This is a genomic window from Deinococcus aestuarii (genome assembly GCF_018863415.1).
Taxonomy (GTDB): Bacteria; Deinococcota; Deinococci; order Deinococcales; family Deinococcaceae; genus Deinococcus; species Deinococcus aestuarii.
This window is the reverse complement of record NZ_JAHKSN010000032.1, coordinates 1-17,529: the sequence shown is the minus strand read 5'-3', so window position 1 is coordinate 17,529 and position 17,529 is coordinate 1. Positions and strand designations below refer to the sequence as shown.

Annotated in this window: 18 protein-coding genes and 1 tRNA gene; 5 read left to right on the top strand and 14 right to left on the bottom strand. The window is 70.1% G+C overall.

What is annotated here, in order from left to right:
• Nucleotides 1-57: 57 nt before the first annotated feature.
• A tRNA-Glu gene (locus IC605_RS23170) sits at nt 58-132 on the bottom strand.
• A gap of 158 nt (nt 133-290) precedes the next feature.
• On the opposite strand from IC605_RS23170, the gene IC605_RS23165 reads away from it, so the two are divergent.
• Nucleotides 291-1,712, top strand: coding sequence for a phosphoglucomutase/phosphomannomutase family protein (locus IC605_RS23165; RefSeq protein WP_216329494.1), 1,422 nt, complete (start codon nt 291-293; stop codon nt 1,710-1,712).
• 87 nt (nt 1,713-1,799) lie between these two features.
• On the opposite strand, the gene lpdA is transcribed toward IC605_RS23165, so the two are convergent.
• Nucleotides 1,800-3,206: a dihydrolipoyl dehydrogenase gene (gene lpdA / locus IC605_RS23160; protein ID WP_216329443.1), complete on the bottom strand. Its 1,407-nt coding sequence runs from the start codon at nt 3,204-3,206 to the stop codon at nt 1,800-1,802.
• A 484-nt stretch (nt 3,207-3,690) separates the two neighbouring features.
• Entirely contained in the window at nt 3,691-4,266 is a 576-nt protein-coding gene (locus IC605_RS23155; protein ID WP_216329440.1) for a 3'-5' exonuclease, read from the bottom strand.
• A 71-nt stretch (nt 4,267-4,337) separates the two neighbouring features.
• Between IC605_RS23155 and IC605_RS23150 the strand changes: the two genes are divergently transcribed.
• Nucleotides 4,338-4,835 carry a thioredoxin-like domain-containing protein gene (locus IC605_RS23150; protein ID WP_216329438.1) on the top strand — a complete coding sequence of 166 codons (498 nt, stop codon included), beginning with the start codon at nt 4,338-4,340 and terminating at the stop codon, nt 4,833-4,835.
• A 33-nt stretch (nt 4,836-4,868) separates the two neighbouring features.
• Here IC605_RS23150 and IC605_RS23145 read toward each other — a convergent pair whose 3' ends face one another.
• The 3 genes from IC605_RS23145 to IC605_RS23135 form a co-directional block, all read right to left on the bottom strand.
• Nucleotides 4,869-5,729 (bottom strand): sulfurtransferase, encoded by an 861-nt coding sequence (locus IC605_RS23145; RefSeq protein ID WP_216329436.1) that lies wholly within the window; start codon nt 5,727-5,729, stop codon nt 4,869-4,871.
• A 176-nt stretch (nt 5,730-5,905) separates the two neighbouring features.
• On the bottom strand, nt 5,906-7,612 hold the full coding sequence (rny, locus tag IC605_RS23140; protein WP_216329434.1) for a ribonuclease Y: 1,707 nt from the start codon (nt 7,610-7,612) through the stop codon (nt 5,906-5,908).
• 181 nt (nt 7,613-7,793) lie between these two features.
• Entirely contained in the window at nt 7,794-8,501 is a 708-nt protein-coding gene (locus IC605_RS23135) for a hypothetical protein (RefSeq protein ID WP_343216703.1), read from the bottom strand.
• A 45-nt stretch (nt 8,502-8,546) separates the two neighbouring features.
• Here IC605_RS23135 and IC605_RS23130 point away from each other — a divergent pair, with 45 nt between their 5' ends.
• Nucleotides 8,547-9,833, top strand: a complete 1,287-nt coding sequence (locus IC605_RS23130; protein ID WP_216329430.1) for an amidohydrolase family protein — start codon at nt 8,547-8,549, stop codon at nt 9,831-9,833.
• A 15-nt stretch (nt 9,834-9,848) separates the two neighbouring features.
• Here IC605_RS23130 and IC605_RS23125 read toward each other — a convergent pair whose 3' ends face one another.
• The 6 genes from IC605_RS23125 to rpsF form a co-directional block, all read right to left on the bottom strand.
• Nucleotides 9,849-10,586, bottom strand: coding sequence for a dienelactone hydrolase family protein (locus IC605_RS23125; protein ID WP_216329428.1), 738 nt, complete (start codon nt 10,584-10,586; stop codon nt 9,849-9,851).
• A 69-nt stretch (nt 10,587-10,655) separates the two neighbouring features.
• A complete protein-coding gene (locus tag IC605_RS23120) occupies nt 10,656-11,264 on the bottom strand; it encodes a histidine phosphatase family protein (RefSeq protein ID WP_216329426.1) in 609 nt (202 codons plus the stop codon).
• A gap of 95 nt (nt 11,265-11,359) precedes the next feature.
• The gene (gene rplI / locus IC605_RS23115) at nt 11,360-11,800 is read right to left on the bottom strand and encodes a 50S ribosomal protein L9 (RefSeq protein WP_216329424.1); all 441 of its coding nucleotides are present in this window, start codon (nt 11,798-11,800) and stop codon (nt 11,360-11,362) included.
• A 13-nt stretch (nt 11,801-11,813) separates the two neighbouring features.
• Nucleotides 11,814-12,089 carry a 30S ribosomal protein S18 gene (gene rpsR, locus IC605_RS23110; protein ID WP_102128261.1) on the bottom strand — a complete coding sequence of 92 codons (276 nt, stop codon included), beginning with the start codon at nt 12,087-12,089 and terminating at the stop codon, nt 11,814-11,816.
• Between the two features lie 35 nt (nt 12,090-12,124).
• Nucleotides 12,125-13,033 carry a single-stranded DNA-binding protein gene (locus tag IC605_RS23105; RefSeq protein WP_216329423.1) on the bottom strand — a complete coding sequence of 303 codons (909 nt, stop codon included), beginning with the start codon at nt 13,031-13,033 and terminating at the stop codon, nt 12,125-12,127.
• A 138-nt stretch (nt 13,034-13,171) separates the two neighbouring features.
• Nucleotides 13,172-13,480 (bottom strand): 30S ribosomal protein S6, encoded by a 309-nt coding sequence (gene rpsF / locus IC605_RS23100; protein WP_216329421.1) that lies wholly within the window; start codon nt 13,478-13,480, stop codon nt 13,172-13,174.
• A gap of 153 nt (nt 13,481-13,633) precedes the next feature.
• Here rpsF and IC605_RS23095 point away from each other — a divergent pair, with 153 nt between their 5' ends.
• Entirely contained in the window at nt 13,634-14,137 is a 504-nt protein-coding gene (locus IC605_RS23095; RefSeq protein WP_216329419.1) for a DinB family protein, read from the top strand.
• The gene (locus tag IC605_RS25485) at nt 14,134-15,072 is read left to right on the top strand and encodes a GNAT family N-acetyltransferase (RefSeq protein ID WP_216329418.1); all 939 of its coding nucleotides are present in this window, start codon (nt 14,134-14,136) and stop codon (nt 15,070-15,072) included. The genes IC605_RS23095 and IC605_RS25485 overlap by 4 nt, the downstream gene beginning before the upstream one ends.
• A 7-nt stretch (nt 15,073-15,079) precedes the next feature.
• On the opposite strand, the gene IC605_RS23085 is transcribed toward IC605_RS25485, so the two are convergent.
• Both IC605_RS23085 and prfB read right to left on the bottom strand, forming a co-directional pair.
• The gene (locus IC605_RS23085) at nt 15,080-16,030 is read right to left on the bottom strand and encodes a serine/threonine-protein kinase (RefSeq protein WP_216329416.1); all 951 of its coding nucleotides are present in this window, start codon (nt 16,028-16,030) and stop codon (nt 15,080-15,082) included.
• Nucleotides 16,031-16,172: 142 nt separating this feature from the next.
• Nucleotides 16,173-17,268, bottom strand: a protein-coding gene (gene prfB / locus IC605_RS23080; protein ID WP_216329414.1) for a peptide chain release factor 2 whose coding sequence is annotated in 2 segments (ribosomal slippage) — nt 16,173-17,222 and nt 17,224-17,268 — 1,095 coding nt in all. Because the reading frame shifts where the segments join, the coding sequence is not laid out codon by codon here.
• Between the last annotated feature and the right edge of the window lie 261 nt (nt 17,269-17,529).

The following is a 17,529-nucleotide window of genomic DNA, read 5'->3' as shown; positions in this document are numbered from 1 at the left end:
GCGCTACTATAGCGGGGCCTCGACAGCAAAAACCCCCGCCGAGGCGGAGGCTTTTTCTGGTGACCCCAACGGGATTCGAACCCGTATCGCTACCTTGAAAGGGTAGTGTCCTAACCGTTAGACGATGGGGCCACACCCACAGCAGTTCGCTTGTCTCCGCGCGCCGCCGCCCTCTCAAGGGGTGCTTTTCAGCACGCCCGGAAGCATACCGGCCACCCCCCCGTTTCGTCAATGGTGACCGTCGCCGCGCTTGCTGGAGTCCGGGGAACGGAGTGCGCTGACCTACGCCCATCAAATTCGGAACCGACGGCTGGCGGGACATCATCGCCGAGGACTTCACCTACGGAAACGTGCGGGTCGTTGCCCGCGCCCACGCCCAGGCGCTGCGGGCCTCGGGGGGCTCCCTCGTCGTCGTTGGCTTCGACACGCGCTTTCAGGGACCCGGGTTCGCGCGCCTCGTCGCCGAGGTGATGGCGGGAGAGGGCCTGAACGTCCTTCTCGCCGCCGACTATCTGCCCACCCCGGCCCTGTCCTACGCGGTCGTCCACCACGGCGCGGCGGGCGGCGTGATGATCACCGCCTCGCACAACCCGCCCGCCTACAGCGGGTACAAGCTCAAGGGGAGCTATGGGGGCAGCGCCACCCCGGAGGTGGTCGCGGAGGTCGAGCGGGCGTTGGCACGTCCCGAGCCGTATGGCGGCCCGCCGGGCACCGTCCAGCCCCTCGACATCCGGGAGGCGTACTACGCCGCGCTCGACCGTCAGCTCGACCTCGGCACCCTGCGCGCGTACCGGGGCACCGTCGTCCACGACGCGATGGGGGGGGCCGGGTGCGGGTGGCTGACCGGCTACGCCCAGCACGCGGGCCTGGGTCTCGACCTGCGCGAGCTGCACGGCGAGCCCACCCCGCTGTTCTACGGGGTCAACCCCGAGCCCATTCCCCAGAACCTCGGAGAGCTGACGGGCCTCTTGAAAGGCGAGACGGGCACGGCCCTCGGCGTGGTCACCGACGGGGACGCCGACCGGGTGGGGGCGGTGACGGCGGGGGGGCGGTTTTTCAACAGCCACCAGATCTTCGCGGTGCTGCTGCGCCACCTCCACGGGCGCGGGCTGCGCGGGCGGGTGGTGAAGACGGTCTCGGGCAGCCGGGTGATCGAACTGCTCGCCCAGAGGCTGGGCCTGGAGCTGCTGGAGACGCCCGTGGGCTTCAAGTACATCACCGACGCGTTTCTGGAGGGGCAGGCGGACGAGAGCAAGGCGGTCCTGATGGGCGGCGAGGAGTCGGGCGGACTTTCCTCGCGCGGGCACATCCCCGAGCGCGACGGCCTGCTCAACAGCCTGCTCCTCGTCGAGGCGGTCGCGGCCACGGGCCGGAGTCTGGATGACCTCTTCGCCGGGATCGAGGCCGAGGTGGGGTTCCGGCATCACGACGACCGCGCCGACCTGCACCTCGGCGCCGGGTTCGACAAGGCCGCCCTGCTCGCCGAGGCGCGGGAGTACCAGGAGGTCGCCGGGCACCCCGTCGAGGGCCGCAAGACCGCCGACGGGGTGAAGCTCCTCCTGGCGGGCGGCGCCTCGGCCATGTTCCGCGCCTCGGGCACCGAACCCGTCGTGCGCGTGTACGTCGAGGCCCAGACGCCGGGGGACGTGCGAAACATCCTCGCCGAGGCGACGCGCCGGGTCCTCGCCCACGACCCGGCCCACCACGGCTGAGGGACCAAAAGGAGGGGGCGGGAAAGCCGCCCGGCCTCCCCACCCCCCTCTTTTGCTGACGGCTGATCGCTGAAAGCTGACCGCTCTCTACAGGTGCAGCGAGCGCTTGTCGGTCGCCAGCGCCGCCTCCTTGATCACTTCCGAGAGGGTGGGGTGGGCGTGGACGGTGCGGGCGAGGTCCTCCGCGCTGCCGCCGAACTCCATCAGGGTCACCGTCTCGCCGATGAGTTCGGAGACGTTCGGGCCGATCATGTGGACGCCCAGGATGCGGTCGGTGTCCGCGTCGGCGACGACCTTCACGAAGCCGCGCGGGTCGCCATGCCCCAGCGCCCGCCCGTTCGCGCTGAAGGGGAACTGGCCGGTCTTGACCTGAAGGCCCTTCTCCTTCGCCTGCTTTTCGGTCAGGCCCGCCCAGGCGATCTCGGGGCTGGTGTAGATCACCCAGGGGATCACGTCGTAGTTGACGTGCCCGGCCTGCCCGGCGAGGAGTTCGGCGACCGCCACGCCCTCCTCTTCGGCCTTGTGGGCGAGCATCGCGCCGCCGATCACGTCGCCGACCGCGTACACGCCGGGGAGGTTGGTGCGGTAGTGCCCGTCCACCTTCACGAAGCCGCGCTCGTCGAGTTCGAGCCCGGCGGCCTCGGCGCCCAGGCCCGCCGTGTGGGGCACCCGGCCGATGGAGACGATCAGCTTGTCGAAGCTGGCGGTGACGCTCTGGCCCTTCTCCTCGTAGGTCACGGTGACGCCCGAGTCGTTCTGCTGGACTTCCCCGATCTGCACCCCGAAGTGGAACTCCAGGCCCTGCTTCTGGAACTGCTTGAGGGCTTCCTTGCTGATCGCCTCGTCCGCGCCCATCAGGAAGCCGGGCAGGGCTTCGAGGACGGTGACCTGCGCGCCCAGGCGGCGCCACACGCTGCCCAGCTCGACGCCGATCACCCCCGCCCCGATGATGCCGAGTTTGCCCGGCACCTGCTCGAAGGCGAGCGCGCCGCTGTTCTCCACCACGTGCCCGCCGAAGGGGGCCAGCGGCAGTTCGCGGGGGCTGCTGCCCGTCGCCACGATGACGTTCTTCGCCTTGATCTCGGTGCCCGCGGCGTCCACAATCCAGCCGTCGTCCTCGCGGCGGACGAGGCGCCCGAGGCCGTGGATGCTCGTGACCTTGTTCTTGCGGAAGAGGTAGGCCACGCCGCCCGTGAGCTTGTCCACGACGGCTTCCTTGCGGCCCAGCATCTTGGCGAGGTCCACCCGCGCGCCGTCCACCTGAATGCCGTGCTCCCCGGCCTCGTGGGTGATCATCTCGAACCGTTCGCTGGAGTCGAGCATCGCCTTGCTGGGGATGCAGCCCACGTTGAGGCAGGTGCCGCCGAGCGAGCCCTTGCCCTCCCGCTCGAAGGCGTCCACGCAGGCGGTCCCCAGGCCGAGCTGCGCGGCGCGAATTGCGGCCACGTACCCCGCCGGGCCGCCGCCAATCACCACTACGTCGTAAGCGTCCATAACCGCCCCCGAGCGTACCACCGCCCTCTGCCCGGAATTGCGGCGCGTTCCCGGGAGGGTGACGGGAGGGGCGAGAACGCAACGCACGCAAGGGGGGAGCGTCGCGGCGGTTTGGGTGGGAGGGCGGCGAAGCGAGGGTGCGTCCCCTCTTGCACCGGGGAGAGCGGCTGTCGGACGTGAGGCGTGCTCCACCGACGAGAAGGGACGATTGGGTGGGGGCGCGTGGGTGAAAGGTCCATTCATCTTCACCCGGCCTCACCTTCAAGAGGGAGAAGATCAAGAGCTTGCGCGCTGTTTGCCCCCACTCGTTCAGGGGCCCTCTGGAGGGCGGAAAGTGGACGATCCTGCCCGAGGACTGCCCGACTCGCGCGGCGGGACCGTGGGTGAGCGACTGGAACGCGACGAGATCACACCTTGCGCCTTGGAGGACCCGGCCACCCCTGCCGCCCGTGAGGCCTTGCCGCGCCCCCTGCCCGCTCCCACCTCACCGCGCCGTCAACCGCAACAACGCCGCATACACCCGCGCCGTCACCGCCGCATCCTCCAGCGCGTCGTGCGCCCGGTACTCGAACCCGAAATGCCCGGCGAGCTGGTCGAGCGGCGTCCCCACCTTCCGCGGCAGCAGCCCCGCGTGAATCAGAAACTGCGCGCTGAGCTTGGTATCCACCCGCCCCCGCCGAAACACGCTCCCCAGGTCCGGCAGCAGCGTCCGCAGAAAGCCGGTGTCGAAGTGCAGGTTGTGCCCGCCCAGCATGACCCTCCCGACCTCCCCGGCGTAGCGCCTCACCGCCTGCGCGACCTCTTCTGGCGGCTGGGCGCCCGCGTGGTGCGCCTCCAGATCGATGCCGTTGACGGCCATCGCTTCCTCCTCCACGTCGTAGCGTTCGTGACGCACGCGCAGGTGCAGGGGCCGGGTGACCTCTCCCTGCGGGGTCAGCGTGACCAGCCCGACCGTGAGCAGGGGGTGGCGCAGGGGATCACGCCCACCCGTCTCGGTGTCCACGAAGATGATCGGCTGGGTCAGGGCCGCGAGGGGTGCGGGAGAGGCGGGAGCGGTCATGCCCCAGCCTTCCACGCCAATGGTGTTCCGGAGGGCGTGCTTTTCACCTTCTCGCCCTAATCTGGGGCCTGATGAAACGGACGCTCCTGCTCGCCCTGCTGCCCCTCACCCTCGCCGCCTGCGGTGGCGGGAACATCGAGGGCCTCCAGACCTTCGAGTACCAGGGCGGCGACCACCGCGCCGGTTCGCTCGTCTACACCGAGAACCCCCCGGCGGGCGGCGCGCACAACGCCATCTGGCAAAACTGCGGCGTGTACGACCAGCCCCTTTACAACGAGTACGCCGTCCACAGCCTCGAACACGGCGCCGTCTGGATCACCTACCGCCCCGACCTCGGCGCCGAGGGGGTCGCGGCCCTGAAAACGCTGGTGGATGGCCGCCCCTACACCCTCCTGAGCCCCTACGAGGGCCTGCCCGCCCCGGTCGTGGCGAGTGCCTGGAACGCCCAGCTTCAGGTGCAGAACCCCACCGACGAGCGGCTGGGGGCCTTCCTCGACAAGTACGAGCAGGGACCGACCGCTCCTGAACGTGGAGCGGCCTGCTCAGGCGGATACGGCAGCACGCGCTGAGGTCACGAGCGGGATGAGCGTCCCGCCGTCCCCTTATTCCTCTCCACTCGCCACCGCCCGCCTATCGTCACTGATCCAGTCGCTCCACGACCCGGCGTACAGGCGGTTTTGCGGCCCCAGGGGCACCCCGGCGAGTTCCCGGGCGAGCAGGTTGGGCGTCGCGCTCACTCCACTTCCGCAGTAGGCGATGGTGGGGGCGTCGCCAGCCTCCAGCCGCGCGGCTTGGGCCTCCCCGCCCCACCACCGCCCGCCCTCGTTCAACGCCCCGGCCCACTCGCGGTTCACCGCTCCGGGGATGTGTCCGGCCTTGCGGTCGAGGGTCTCCACCTCTCCCCGGTAACGGGCGGGCGCGCGCGAGTCGATCAGGAGGGTTCCCTCCCCCCGGCTCGCCACGTCCTCGGCAGTAGCGACCATCTCCCACTGCACCTCCGGCGTGAACGTGGCAGGTGTCGGTGTCGGTTCTTCCGTACTGGGCTCCCCACCTGCCGCCAGGTAGGCGGGCCAGCCGCCGTCGAGCACGTAGACCTCCCGGTGTCCCAGCCAGCGCAGCAACCACCACGCCCGTGCCGCGTAGAAGCCCTGCCCAGTGCTCGGGTCGTCGTAGGCCACCACCAAGCTGTCATTCCCAACGCCCACGCTGCCCAGCCACGCCGCCAGCACGCCTGGGTCGGGAAGGGGATGCCGCCCGCCCGAGCCGTCCGGCTGCACGGGCCCGCTCAGGTCCGTTTCCAGGTCGGCGTACACGGCGCCGGGAACGTGCCCGGAAAGGTAGGCGATGCGCCCCACCAGGGGGTCGGTCAGGGCGTAGCGACAGTCGAGCACCCGGAGCTGCGGGTCATGCAGGTGTTCAAGCAGCCAGGCGGCAGACTTGAGGGGCGTCTCGGGAGGAGTCATGCCCGCAGGCTACACCCCCGGGGAGGGGCAATAAAAAAGCCGCCTTCTCGGGCGGTGATGGGGAAAAGATAGCGTCTTATACATGGGAAGTCAACCTATGCGCTTGGGTTCCCTGATCTCCTGAAGAAAAGGGGCGGCGACGCGATGGAAGCGGGCCGCCCCTGCCGTGATTTCCCCTACCGCGCGACCTCCACCGCCCGGCTCTCACGGACCACGGTGACCTGCACCTGGCCGGGGTACTCCATGTCCTGCTCGACCCGACCGGCGATCTCGCGGGCGAGGAGGGTGGCCTGGGCGTCGCTGACCTTCTCCGGCTGGACGATCACGCGCACCTCGCGCCCGGCCTGGATGGCGTAGGCCTGCTGGACGCCGGGGAAGGCAACCGCGATCTGTTCCAGTTGCTCCAGCCGCCGCACGTAGGCTTCGAGTTCCTCTCGACGCGCGCCGGGCCGGGCCGCGCTGATCGCGTCGGCAGCGGCGACGAGCACACTGTAAAGCGTCTCGCCGTTTTCCGGGTCGTGGTGGTGGGCGATGGCGTCGATGACCTCGGCGGGCTCGCCGAAGCGCTTGGCGAGGTTGATCCCGATTTCCACGTGGGTGCCCTCGATCTCGCGGTCGATGCTCTTGCCCACGTCGTGCATCAGGCCCGTCCGGCGCGCGAGGGCGGCGTCGAGGCCCAGCTCGTCAGCCATGATGCCCGTCAGGTGCGCGACCTGCACCGAGTGCTTGAGGACGTTCTGGCCGTAGCTCGTGCGGAAGTACATCCGCCCGAGAAGCTGCACCAACCCCGGCTTGAGGCCCACCACCCCCGCCTCGATGGCCGCCTCCTCGCCCTGGGCGTGGATGAAGGTCTTCATCTCGTCTTGCGCCTTGTGCACCATCTCCTCGATGCGGGTGGGGTGGATCCGACCGTCGGCGACGAGGGCCTCCAGGACGTGCCGGGCGACCTCGCGCCGGATCGGGTTGAAGCTCGACAGGATGACGGCCTCGGGCGTGTCGTCGATGATCAGGTCCACCCCGGTCAGCGCCTCGAAAGCGCGGATGTTGCGGCCCTCGCGCCCGATCAGGCGGCCCTTCATCGCGTCGTTGGGGATGGGGACGACCGACACGCTGAGCTGAGCGCTCGTCTCGGAGGCGCTGCGCTGGATGGCCTGGGCGATCACCTCGCGGGCGGTGCGTCTCGCGTCGGCGGTGGCGCGCTCGCTCATCGCCTTCACGCGGATGGCCTTCTCCTCCTCCAGCTCGGCGTCGAGCTTTCCGAGAATCTGCTCACGGGCGGCCTGCGGCGAGAGGTTCGCGACCTCGTAGAGCCGCAGTTCGACCTGCCGGTCGCGCTCGGCGAGGCCCGCCTCCTGATCGGAGAGGGCCTTGAGTTTGGCCTCCAGACGCTCCTCCAGGGCGTCGAGCTTGTCGCCGCGGGCGTCGAGCTGTTCGGCGCGGCGGTTGAGGCGCTCGATCTCGCGTTTGAGTTCGTCGCGCTCGCGGCGGGTTTCCTGCCGGTCGGCGGTCAGGGATTCGCGCTCGCGGGCGGCGTCCTGCTTGGCCTGGGTACGCTCGTCCTCAAACCCACGGCGCAGGGCGGCGATCTGATCGCGCTGCGCTTCGAGTTGGAGGGCGATCTGACGTTCGCGCTCGTCGGCTTCCTGAAGGCGGCGGGTGGCGTCGTGGCGGGCTTGCTCGGCCTGACGCCGGACCCCCTCGGCCTGCTCGCGCAGTCCCCGGGCGTCCTGTTCGGCCTGGGCCTGAATGCGCTCGGCCTCGGCCTGGGCCTCGCGCTGGAGGCGGTCGTCCACCTCCGAGCGCCGCTGGCGCCCACGTGCCTGCCCGGCGAAGAGCCCGACCAGCCCGACCAGGAGCGCCAGGATGACAGACATGACGGTCATGGTGGCCTCGTCTCCTTTCGGTGAGAGAGGGGCGCCTCCACAAACCTCGCGGAGCGCGCCCGGTGAAGTGTTGAGAGAAAAATGGAAGAAGGTGTGTTGTTTGGGCGCTGGGCCTTTCACCCGCACGCCTGAGCGCAGTCTATCCCCAAGCACCCCGGGGAACGGTTCGGCGAGCCCCCCCTCAGCGCGAGGTCGGCAGCCCGCTTTGCTCCTCCCGGCTTACCCCCACCAGCCCCAGCCGCAGGAGGTGGGGCCGCCCGGTGCCCGCCCCCTCGTGGTCCAGCGTCCGGGGCCGCAGCCGCATCAGCAGCCGGATCAGTTCGGCCTGCACCTCCCGCGCCTCCTCGTCCGTGAGGGTGACGACCGTCTCGGCGTGCAGGAAGAGGCCCTCCGGACCCTGGTAGCGCACGCCCGCCTCCACGAGGTCCGCCCCCTCGTAGCCCGTGTCCACTTCCACGTGCCCCTCCGGCGCGAGGTACAGCCGCACCCCCCACTCGCGCCCGCCGCCCTGTTCGTGGTGCGCCCGCCCGAACTCGCGCGCCTGGGCCGAGCGGTACAGCGCCTCGTAACGCGCGGCGAAGCCTCCTCCTAACTCGGTCAACTCCACCGCCCCCGTCGCCGAGAAGGGGACGAAGAAAGCCGGGGCCACGGCGCGGTAGACCTTGACGGGCCGCCCGGCGCGTTTCTCCTCCCGCACGACCTCCAGCAGCCCCACCGCGCAGAGGGCCCGCACGTCCCGGTGGACGATGCGCAAATCGAGCCTCAGCTCTCGTGCCGTCCCCGCCACCGTCCCCTCCCGGCTCAGGAACGCTCCCAGAACCCGCCGCACCCTCCCGTGGGTCAGGAGCCTCACGGCGGTGGGGTCGGTGACGTGCAGGACGCTACTCACATCCATACCTTACGCCGCGAGGAGGGGGCGCGGCACGCTGAGCCCATGACCGACGCGCCCCCGCTGGCCCTCACCGGACGCCTCTTTGACGGCGAGACCCTCTGGCCCCACGCGACCGTGCTGATGCGCGAAGGACGGGTGCTCGACGTGGGCGCGGACTTGGCCGTCCCCGACGGAACGCGGGTACTCGACGCCGGGCCGGACGGCACGATCCTCCCCGGTCTAGTGGACCTGCACGTCCACGCCCGGCCCCACTACGCCCGCTGGTTTCCGGCGGCGGGCGTGACCACCGTGCGAGACGCGGGGGGCAGCCTGGATGTCCTGACCGAACTGCGGGCGCTGGCAGCGGCGGGGGAGGGGCCGCGCGTGTTCGGGGCGGGCACGATTCTGGACGGCCCAGAGAGCATCTTCCAGCACTTCGGCGAGGGCGTGCTGGGGGAGGTCGGGGACCGGCGGGCGGGTGCCTGGACCGTTCGGGACACCCGGGAGGCGGCGGCAGCGGTGGACGCCCTCGCGGCGGCGGGCGTGGACACGGTGAAACTGTACGAGCAGCTTTCCCCGGAGGCCTACGGCGCGGCGGTGAGGCGGGCACGCGAACACGGCCTGCCGGTGATGACCGACCTGGGCACCCGCTGGACCCGGGGGCTGAGCGCGGCCCGGGTGGACGCCCTGGAGGCCCTCGGCCTGGGGGTCCGGACAGTGGAGCACGCCAGCGGTTTCGCGCTCGCCTTTCGGCGGCTGGGCTTCGACCCGGAGACGCAGTTCCCGGACGAGGCCACGCTCGACCGTTTCGCGCGGGCGTTGGTGGAGGCGGGGGCGGTGCTGGTGCCCACCCTGAGCGTCCACGAGGGGTTGCGGCAGGCGCGGCGGGCGGACCTGGAGGCGTTGCCGAACGGGGACCATGCTGGGGAGGTCGCCGACAGCCTGCGCGCGATGTGGGACGGCCTCCACGCCGCGACGGCGCAAAGCCGTCCCGCCGCCGACTGGGACACCCGGCTGGCCGCCACCCTGACCCGGCGTGTTCTCGACCTGGGCGGTCAGGTCGGCGCGGGCACCGACACCCCAGCGGGCGTGGACAACCTACCCGGCGGAGGTCTGCACGCCGAACTCGTCCACCTCGTCACCCTGGCGGGCCTGAGCCCGACCGAGGCCCTGCGCGCGGCGACGGGCACGGCGGGCCGCGTGCTGGCCGGGCAGGAAGGTCCCACGGTGGGCGTCCTGCGTCCCGGAGCGCACGCCGACGCGCTCATCGTCGAGGGCGATCCGACCCGTGACCTCACCGCCACGCGCCGCCTCCGGGTCGTCGTCCGGGCGGGGCGGATGTGGGTCTAGCGTCCCGGCCCGTTCCTAGCGCAGGTACTCGCGGAAGTAATTCAGCATGTCCCGGCGCGCGTCCCGGCTGGCAAAGGTGTCCGCGATTCGGCTCTCCCGCAGCAGGAAGCCGTGCGGCTCGCCCTGGTACACGCTGAGCTTGAAGGTCTTGTTCGCCGCGTCAAGCCGCTCCGCATAGGCGTAGATGCTGGCGATGGGGCTGGGTTGGTCACGCGTGCCGTGGATGATCAGCATGGGTGCGGTCAGTTGCCCGATGAGCGCGTTCGGTGCCTGCGGTTTGGCCGCCGTCCCCCCCTGGTCGGGAAAGCCGTACCACGCCACGCCCGCCTTGAAGGCCTTGATCTGCGGGAGCAGCAGCATGGTGTAGCGCCCACCCGCGCAGAAGCCGGTCAGGCCGACCGCGCCTGAGTTCACGTCCTGCCGGGCGCCCAGGTACTTCAGCCCGTCCTCCACCAGGGTCTTCACCGTCGCGTCGCTGGGTTCCTGCTCGAAGGTCTGCCAGCCCAGCGCGAGCGTCACGAAGCCCGCCGCCGCCAGCTCGTCCACGAGGTCACGGTAGCCCTGCTCCAGCCCCCGGAAGGAGTGCAGCAAGATCACGGCGGGCTTGCGCGTGGCGGAAGCGGGGGCGGCGAGGTAGCTCCGGTACGCCCGCCCCCCGCTCGTCACGTTCACGTCCTGCCCCCGGACGGCGGCGTTTCCCCCCGCCTGTCCCAGCGCGAGGGACGAGAGAGCCAGCACCGGCAGCGTCAGCATGTGCTTGAGCATAGTGGAGACCTCCGCGCCTACCGTAACAGGGTGGGGGGATAGGGGCGGTGAGAGACTTCAGCGCCCCCATCCCAGCGCCGCCCGCCACCCCTCCCGCGTCACCCGGGCCAGCACCCGGAACGAGCCGTCCGGGCTGGGTCTGAGGACCGCCGCCTCCCCCTCCGCCAGCATCCAGCCCGTCGTCAGGCGCAGGTTCTGCTCGTGGGTCACGATGACGGTGGTTGTGCCCGCGCGGGGCGGCGCCCTCAACACCTCGCGGAGTTTGCCGATGACCCGCTGCCGGTCCGCCTCCGTCCCGGTGCGGAAGTACGGGTTGTTGAGGGCCGGGGTGGGCGTGACCCGCCCGGCCAGGAGGACGGCACTTTCCTGGTTGCGGCAATACTCGCCGCTGAGGACGGTGCCGACGGGGATGCGGAGGTCACGCAGCAGCCGTCCCACCTCACGCGCATTCGTGCGCCCCGCTTCGCTGAGGTTGCGCTGGGTCGTGCAATCACGCAGGTTGACCGTCGCCGCGTCTGTCCCCTCTGTGTCGAAGTGCCGGAAGTACAGCACCAGCCCTCCAGTTCGCAACCCCGCGAGGAGGGCGGGGCTGACCGTTTCCGGGACCGTCTGCGCGAACGCGGCGGCGGAGAGCAACAGGGGCAGGGCGGCGAGCAGGCGGCGCATGGCTCAGGGTAGGAGACGGGCTTGTTCGGTACTGTGCCCACGCGAGACCAACAGGGAAGACCCCGGCCGGAGCCGGGGCCTCTTTGCACCTGCGCTTACTTCTGCCCGTGGACGACGAGTTTCAGCGGAATCGTGACTTCGGGGTGGGCGCGGTAGGAGATGTCGTACTCGCCCACTTCCTTGACGGTCTTCGGCATCTCGATCCGGCGGCGGTCCACGTCGAAGCCGAGGCGGTCGAGCGCGCCCGCCACGTCGGCGTGGGTCACGGCGCCGTAGATCTTGCCCTCACCCGCGCGGACGCTGAGCTCCACCGCCACGCCGTTGAGGCGGCTGGCGAGGTCCTCGGCCTGGGCCTTGTCCTTCGCCTGCTGCTTCTGGCGGGCGCGGACCTGGGCCTCCAGGGTCTTCATGTTCGCCGCGTTGGCGGGGGACGCCATCCCGCGGGGAATCAGAAAGTTGCGGGCGTAGCCGGGCTTGACGGTCACCACATCGCCGGTCTTGCCCAGGCGACCGGGCTCAAGAAGGATCACTTGCATATCAGGGTCCTCCTTACTTCCGGACCAGCTTCTCGGTGTAGGGCAGCAGCGCGAGCTGGCGGGCGATCTTGATCGTCTGCGAGATGCGGCGCTGGTGCTTGGCCGAGAGACCCGTGCGGCGGCGGGGGAGGATCTTGCCGGTGTCGCTGACGAACCGGCGAAGCATCTTCACGTCCTTGTAGTCGGTGATCTCCAGTTCCCCAATCGAGAACGGGTCGACCTTGGGCTTACGGGGGCGCTTGGGCCCCTTGGGACGGGGCTTGCGCTCCGTGTTGCTGCTCTGCGTCATGTGGGTTCCTCAATGCCTGCCACGCTCTGAGGGGCTCAGAACGGCAGGTCTTCTTCTTCCGGCGGGAAATCGTCGAGACCTTGGTCAATATCCAAGCCCCCCGAACGGGTCCCCGTGTTCGCCGCCCGGCTCGGCTGCGCGCGGTTTGCACTCGCGGCGGCAGGTTGGGGGCGCGCCGTGCTGCCCGCGGTCTGTGGGCGGGGCGCGGCGGGGGTGGCTGCGGGACTGCCGGTCACGCCCGCGCCTCGGGAAAGGGCTTCGACTCGCGTCGCCTCTACTTTGGTGCTGTTGCGCTTGTTGCCGTCGCGGTCGGTCCACGCCTCGTTCACGAGCCTTCCCTGAATCAGGACGGGATCGCCCTTCTTCAGGTCCTTCATGCTCTCGGCGAGGTCACGCCACAGCGTCACGTCGATCCAGTGCGTCTTTTCCTGCTTCTGCCCCTGGCGGTCGTTCCAGGTCTCGTTCACGGCCAGGCCGATGCCGAGCACGGCGTCTCCGGCCGGGGTGTAACGCAGTTCGGGATCGCGGGTCACGTTCCCGATGACGACCACTTCGTTCATGCCGCTCGCCATCCGCACGCCGCCACCCGCGTCCTGCACGAGTTCGGGGGCGTAGCCGAGCTGCTCGATCCGCAGGGCCTTCACCTTGACGGCGCTGCGTTTGCCGCCCTCCGGGGCGTCCCAGGAGGAGTAGTCCAGCGAACCTTCCACCATCAGGGCGTCGCCGCCCTTGAGGCCCTTCTCGGCCTGCCACTCGGCGGGCTTGCCGAGGATGGAGACGCGGTGGTACCAGGGCAGCTTGCGTTCGCGCCCGTCACTGCCGATCACGTGGTCTTCCCCGGCGACGGTCGCCTCGAAGACGGCCACGCCGCTGGGCGTGTAGCGGAGCTCGGGATCGCGGGCAAGTGCGCCGATCAGGTAAACGTGGTTCATGCCTCGGGCCATAACGGGGTCTCCTTTGGAGCTGGCGAGATAACTTGAGCTTCTTCGTGGCTGGCGGTTGGCCCTCGCGGGTTGATCCCAAGATAGCAATCCCGCACTTTTACGTCAACAGCGTAACGGGGGAGGGAGGGAGGGGGACCCTCAGGCCTTCTTGGTGCGCTGTTCGGGGCGGTCGCGGACCACCAGGATGCGGCGCACATTGTCGCGCAGGCGCAGGCTGGTGGCGATGTCGCGCTCGGGGTTGCCGCCCGCGCGGATCGTGTACATCAGGTAATAGCCCTCGCGGTCCTTGCCCACGGCGTACGCGAGGCGGCGGTTGCCGACATCGTCCAGGTTGGTGATCTCTGCTCCGGCGTTCCGCACCGCGTTCTCGATGTACTCGCGCTCCGTCTGGAGCTGTTCCGCGCTGAGGTTGGGGTTGAGGATCAGGTTCAGGTCGTACTGGTTCATGGTCACCTCTCTTTCTCCCGCTCACGGCACAGTGCTCACCACATGGGCAGGCCTCGCCGGGCGGCGCAACTGGCAACTTTAGCAGAGTGCGGGGGGAGTTGCCAGAGCCACCCGGCCCATGTCGCCGCTCCCCCTGCGCCGGTACGCTGGGGCATGGGCAACGAACCGCAGAACTGGGCCGAGGGCATCCTCGACATCCTCAAGGAGGCGGTGGAGGGGGGAACGCCCGGCCAGGGCACCGCCTTTCTCGACGGAACGAAGGCCGACGGCAGCGGCAACCACGGCCTGCTCGCCACGCTGGAGGCCCTGAGCGCCGGGCAGGCGAGCCGGGAGGTCCACGGCTCGACCATCGCCGGACATGCCCGCCACACCGCCTTCCACATGGAGGTGATCGTGCGCTGGGAGCGGGACGGCGACCGGGGGCCGTTCGACTGGAAGGGGAGCTTTCAGCCCGGGCAGGTGAGCGAGGAGGAGTGGGCGGCGCTGCGAGGCCGCGTGCGGGGCGCCTATCACGAAGTGGTCGCCTTCGCCCGCACCCAAGCCGCGAAGGAGGCCGATGGAGACGCGACCGGCGGGCTCGCGGGTGCCGTCGCCCACGTCGCCTATCACCTCGGCAGCATCCGGCAGATGGCGAAGGCGGTGGAGGACGGGGCGTGACCGTTGTTCGTGCCTATGCCGATGCGGACGCGCCCGCCTGGGTCGCCCTCTCCAACCTTGTCCTCGGACGCTCCGTCACCGTCCAATCCTTCCAGGCCGAAGAGGCCCGGCGTGACCCGGCGCAGTTCAGCCGCCGCTGGGTGGTGGAGGATGGGGGAGAGCTGCGGGGCGGGGCGCACCTCTACTTCTTCTACTTCTTCCCCTTCGACCCACCGGGCCACCTGCACCTGAGTATCTTCGTCCATCCGGAGGCGCGGGGGCGGGGCATAGGACGTGAGGTGTGGAGGGAGCTCGAAGCGGCGGCGCAGGGGGCGAGTGCCGGGGGGCTGGTCGCCGACGTGCTCGACACCGACCCGGCCAGCCTCGCCTGGGCCGAGCGGCGGGGTTTTCACCGACACGCCCACCGCTTCGCCTTCGAACTCGACCTGACGACCTTCGATGAGACGCCGCACCTTCACGCCCTCACCCGCGCTCAGGAGCAGCGCGTCACCTTCACCGACCTGGCGGGGGCGGATGAGGCGACGGTGGAGCGCTACCTCCGCTTCGTCGCCGACCGCCTCACCGAGACGCCCGACCTCGCCGGGCACCCGCGCTGGCCGCTCTCGCGGGTGCGCGAGCTGCTGCGCCTCGACCATGACCCGCGTCCCGACTGGCTCATCCTGGCGGTGGGCCCCGGGGGCGAGTGGCTAGGCACGACGGCGATGATCCGAATACGCGATTTCGTCTACAACGAGCTCACGGCCACACACCCGCAGGCGCGCGGGCGGGGACTGGCGCTGCCCCTCAAGCTGCACGCCATCCGCCGGGCGAGGAAGGCTGGATTTCCCCTGATGCGGACGAACAACCACAGCACGAACGCGCCCATGCTGCGGGTGAACGCGCGGCTGGGCTTCGGGACGCGGCCCGGGCGGTACGAGTTGCACCGTTCAGGTTGAGGGTCGCTTACTTGCGGCGCCGGAATGGGTTCCAGCGGCCTCCGTCCGCCCCGTCCACCTGTTCGGTGGTGGTGACGGCCACCGGAGCGTGCCTGCCCACCTGGCGGCCCGGGGGAGGGGCCGTGACGTCGGCCGCCGGGGTCCCCTCGCCCTCCGGTTCCTCCCCGAGGGCCGTGAGGAGGGCGCGGTGGATCAGAGGGGCGGTCGGGCGGTCCACGGGGCGTTTGGCGAGCGCGAGTTCGCCGAGGCGGGCGACGGTGGGCGGAAGCTCCGGGCGCAGAGACAGGAGCGGCGGCGCGAAGCGGTTGAGGTGCGCGGCCATCAGCTCCTCGTAGGTCTCGCCCGCAAAAGGTCGCCGCCCGCCCAGCAGCTCGTAGGCGAGGACGCCGAAGCTGTAGATGTCGCTCGCCGCGCCGCCGCTCTCCCCCTGGTACACCTCCGGCGCCATGTAGTAGGGACTGCCGCTCGGCCTGCCCCCCTGGGCCGTGAAGTAGGCACTCCCCAGGTCACCGAGCGCGGCCCGGCCCCCCTCGAAGTACACGTTCTGCCCCTTCACGTCCTGGTGAACGGTCCCCAGCCCGTGCAGGTACGCGAGGGCCGAGGCGACGTCCGCGAGCACCCGCAACGCCACGTCCAAGGGAAGGGAGCACGGGGCCAGCCGTTTGAGCACGTCGCACAGCGAGCCTTCCGGGTAATACCGCACCGCCAGGAAGGCCCGCGGGCCGAAGGGCGTGCCCGCGAGGCCCCGCACGACGTGGGGGTGCCGGAACTGGAGGGTCAGCCGGACCTCGTTGCCAAAACGCTCGGCGGCTTCCCGGGCGCTGAGGGTGCGCTCGTGCGGCACCTTGAGGGCCACCTCCCGCCCCCCATCGTCCCGCGCGAGGTACACGAGCGAGGTGTCCCCGCGTCCCAGGGGTCGCAGAAACGTATAGCCGGGAATGGGAAGGTCGGAGGTCATTGGCAAGGGCCTTCCCCGCAGTCTAGGAACGAAGTGTCACGCAACTCTGTCGGAGCTTCGCCGGGGACTCCACGGCACCATGCCCGGAACCGAGGGAGGCCGCCCCGCCTCCGGCTCCCTCCTCGCAACCTCGACGAGCGGCCTACTCGTCGTCCCCGCCCTCCTCCACGGCACGTTTCCCGGCCATCCACTCCAGGCCCGCCCACATCAAGTCGTCGAGGTCGCCGTCGAGCACGTCGTCGGGGTTGTGCTTCATGAGGCCCGTGCGGTGGTCCTTGACGTACTGCTTGTCGAGGACGTACGAGCGGATCTGCGAGCCCCACTCGATCTTTTTCTGCTCACCGCGCGCCTTGGCCTCCTCCTCCTCGCGCCTGCGCATCTCGATGTCGTAGAGACGCTGCTTGAGGATTTGCAGGGCAATCTCGTGGTTTTTGATCTGGGAGCGCGTCTGCTGCGACGCCACGGCGATGCCGGTCGGCAGGTGGGTCAGGCGCACCGCCGAGTCGGTGGTGTTCACACCCTGCCCGCCCGCGCCCTGGGAGCGGAACACGTCCCGGCGCAGGTCGGAGTCGGGGATATGAATGTCGATCTGCTCCTCCGGCACCTCCGGCACCACGTCCACCGAGGCGAAAGAGGTGTGGCGGCGATTGTTGGCGTCGAAGGGCGAGACGCGCACGAGGCGGTGGACCCCGTGCTCGGGCGCCATCATGCCAAAGGCCTTTTCTCCGCGAATGATGAATTCGGCGCTCATCACCCCGGCCTGCTCGCCGTCCTGCTGATCGATGAGTTCGACCTTGTAGCCGTGCCGCTCGGCCCAGCGCATGTACATCCGCGTGAGCATCCCCGCCCAGTCCTGCGACTCGGTGCCCCCCGCCCCGCTTTTGACCCGCACGATGGCGGGCACCTCGGCGTGCTTCATCGTAAAGAGCGTCTCGCGGTAGAGGTCGTCCACCCGCGCCTGGATGCTCTGCTGCTCCTCGGCGAGCAGCTCGCGTTCCTCGTCGCTGGCGATGTCCAGCATCTCGGCCAGCCCGTCTGCATCGGACTGAAGGCCACGGTAGCCGTCGACCACCCGGCGCAAGGTCCCGGCCTCCTGCGTCACCTGTCTCGCGCGGCCCGTGTTGTTCCAGAGGGCGGGGTCGCTGAGTTCCCGGTCGAGTTCGTTCAGCCTGCGCGTCTTGCCGGGAATGTCAAAGGTACTCCCGGAGCGACGCCAGTTTTTCCAAGAGTTCCTGCATGGGGCGTGCCTCCCTTCCGCGCGGTTCCCGTTGGTCGGGGCGCGGGGTCATTGCCGCCCCGAAGTATAGGGGAGCCCGATCTCGCCACTTCTCCGTTCATGGTGGGTGGGGGCCGGGAGGGGAGTTGACAAAGCGGAGGCGGCCCGGTATCTTTTCTGAGCCTCAAGCGAGGCGAGCAGCATGACAGGTGAAGAGATGCGAGAGCAGGGCCACCCGACAGGGTGGTACACGCGGTTTCTCCCCCGAGGAACTCCAGACGTG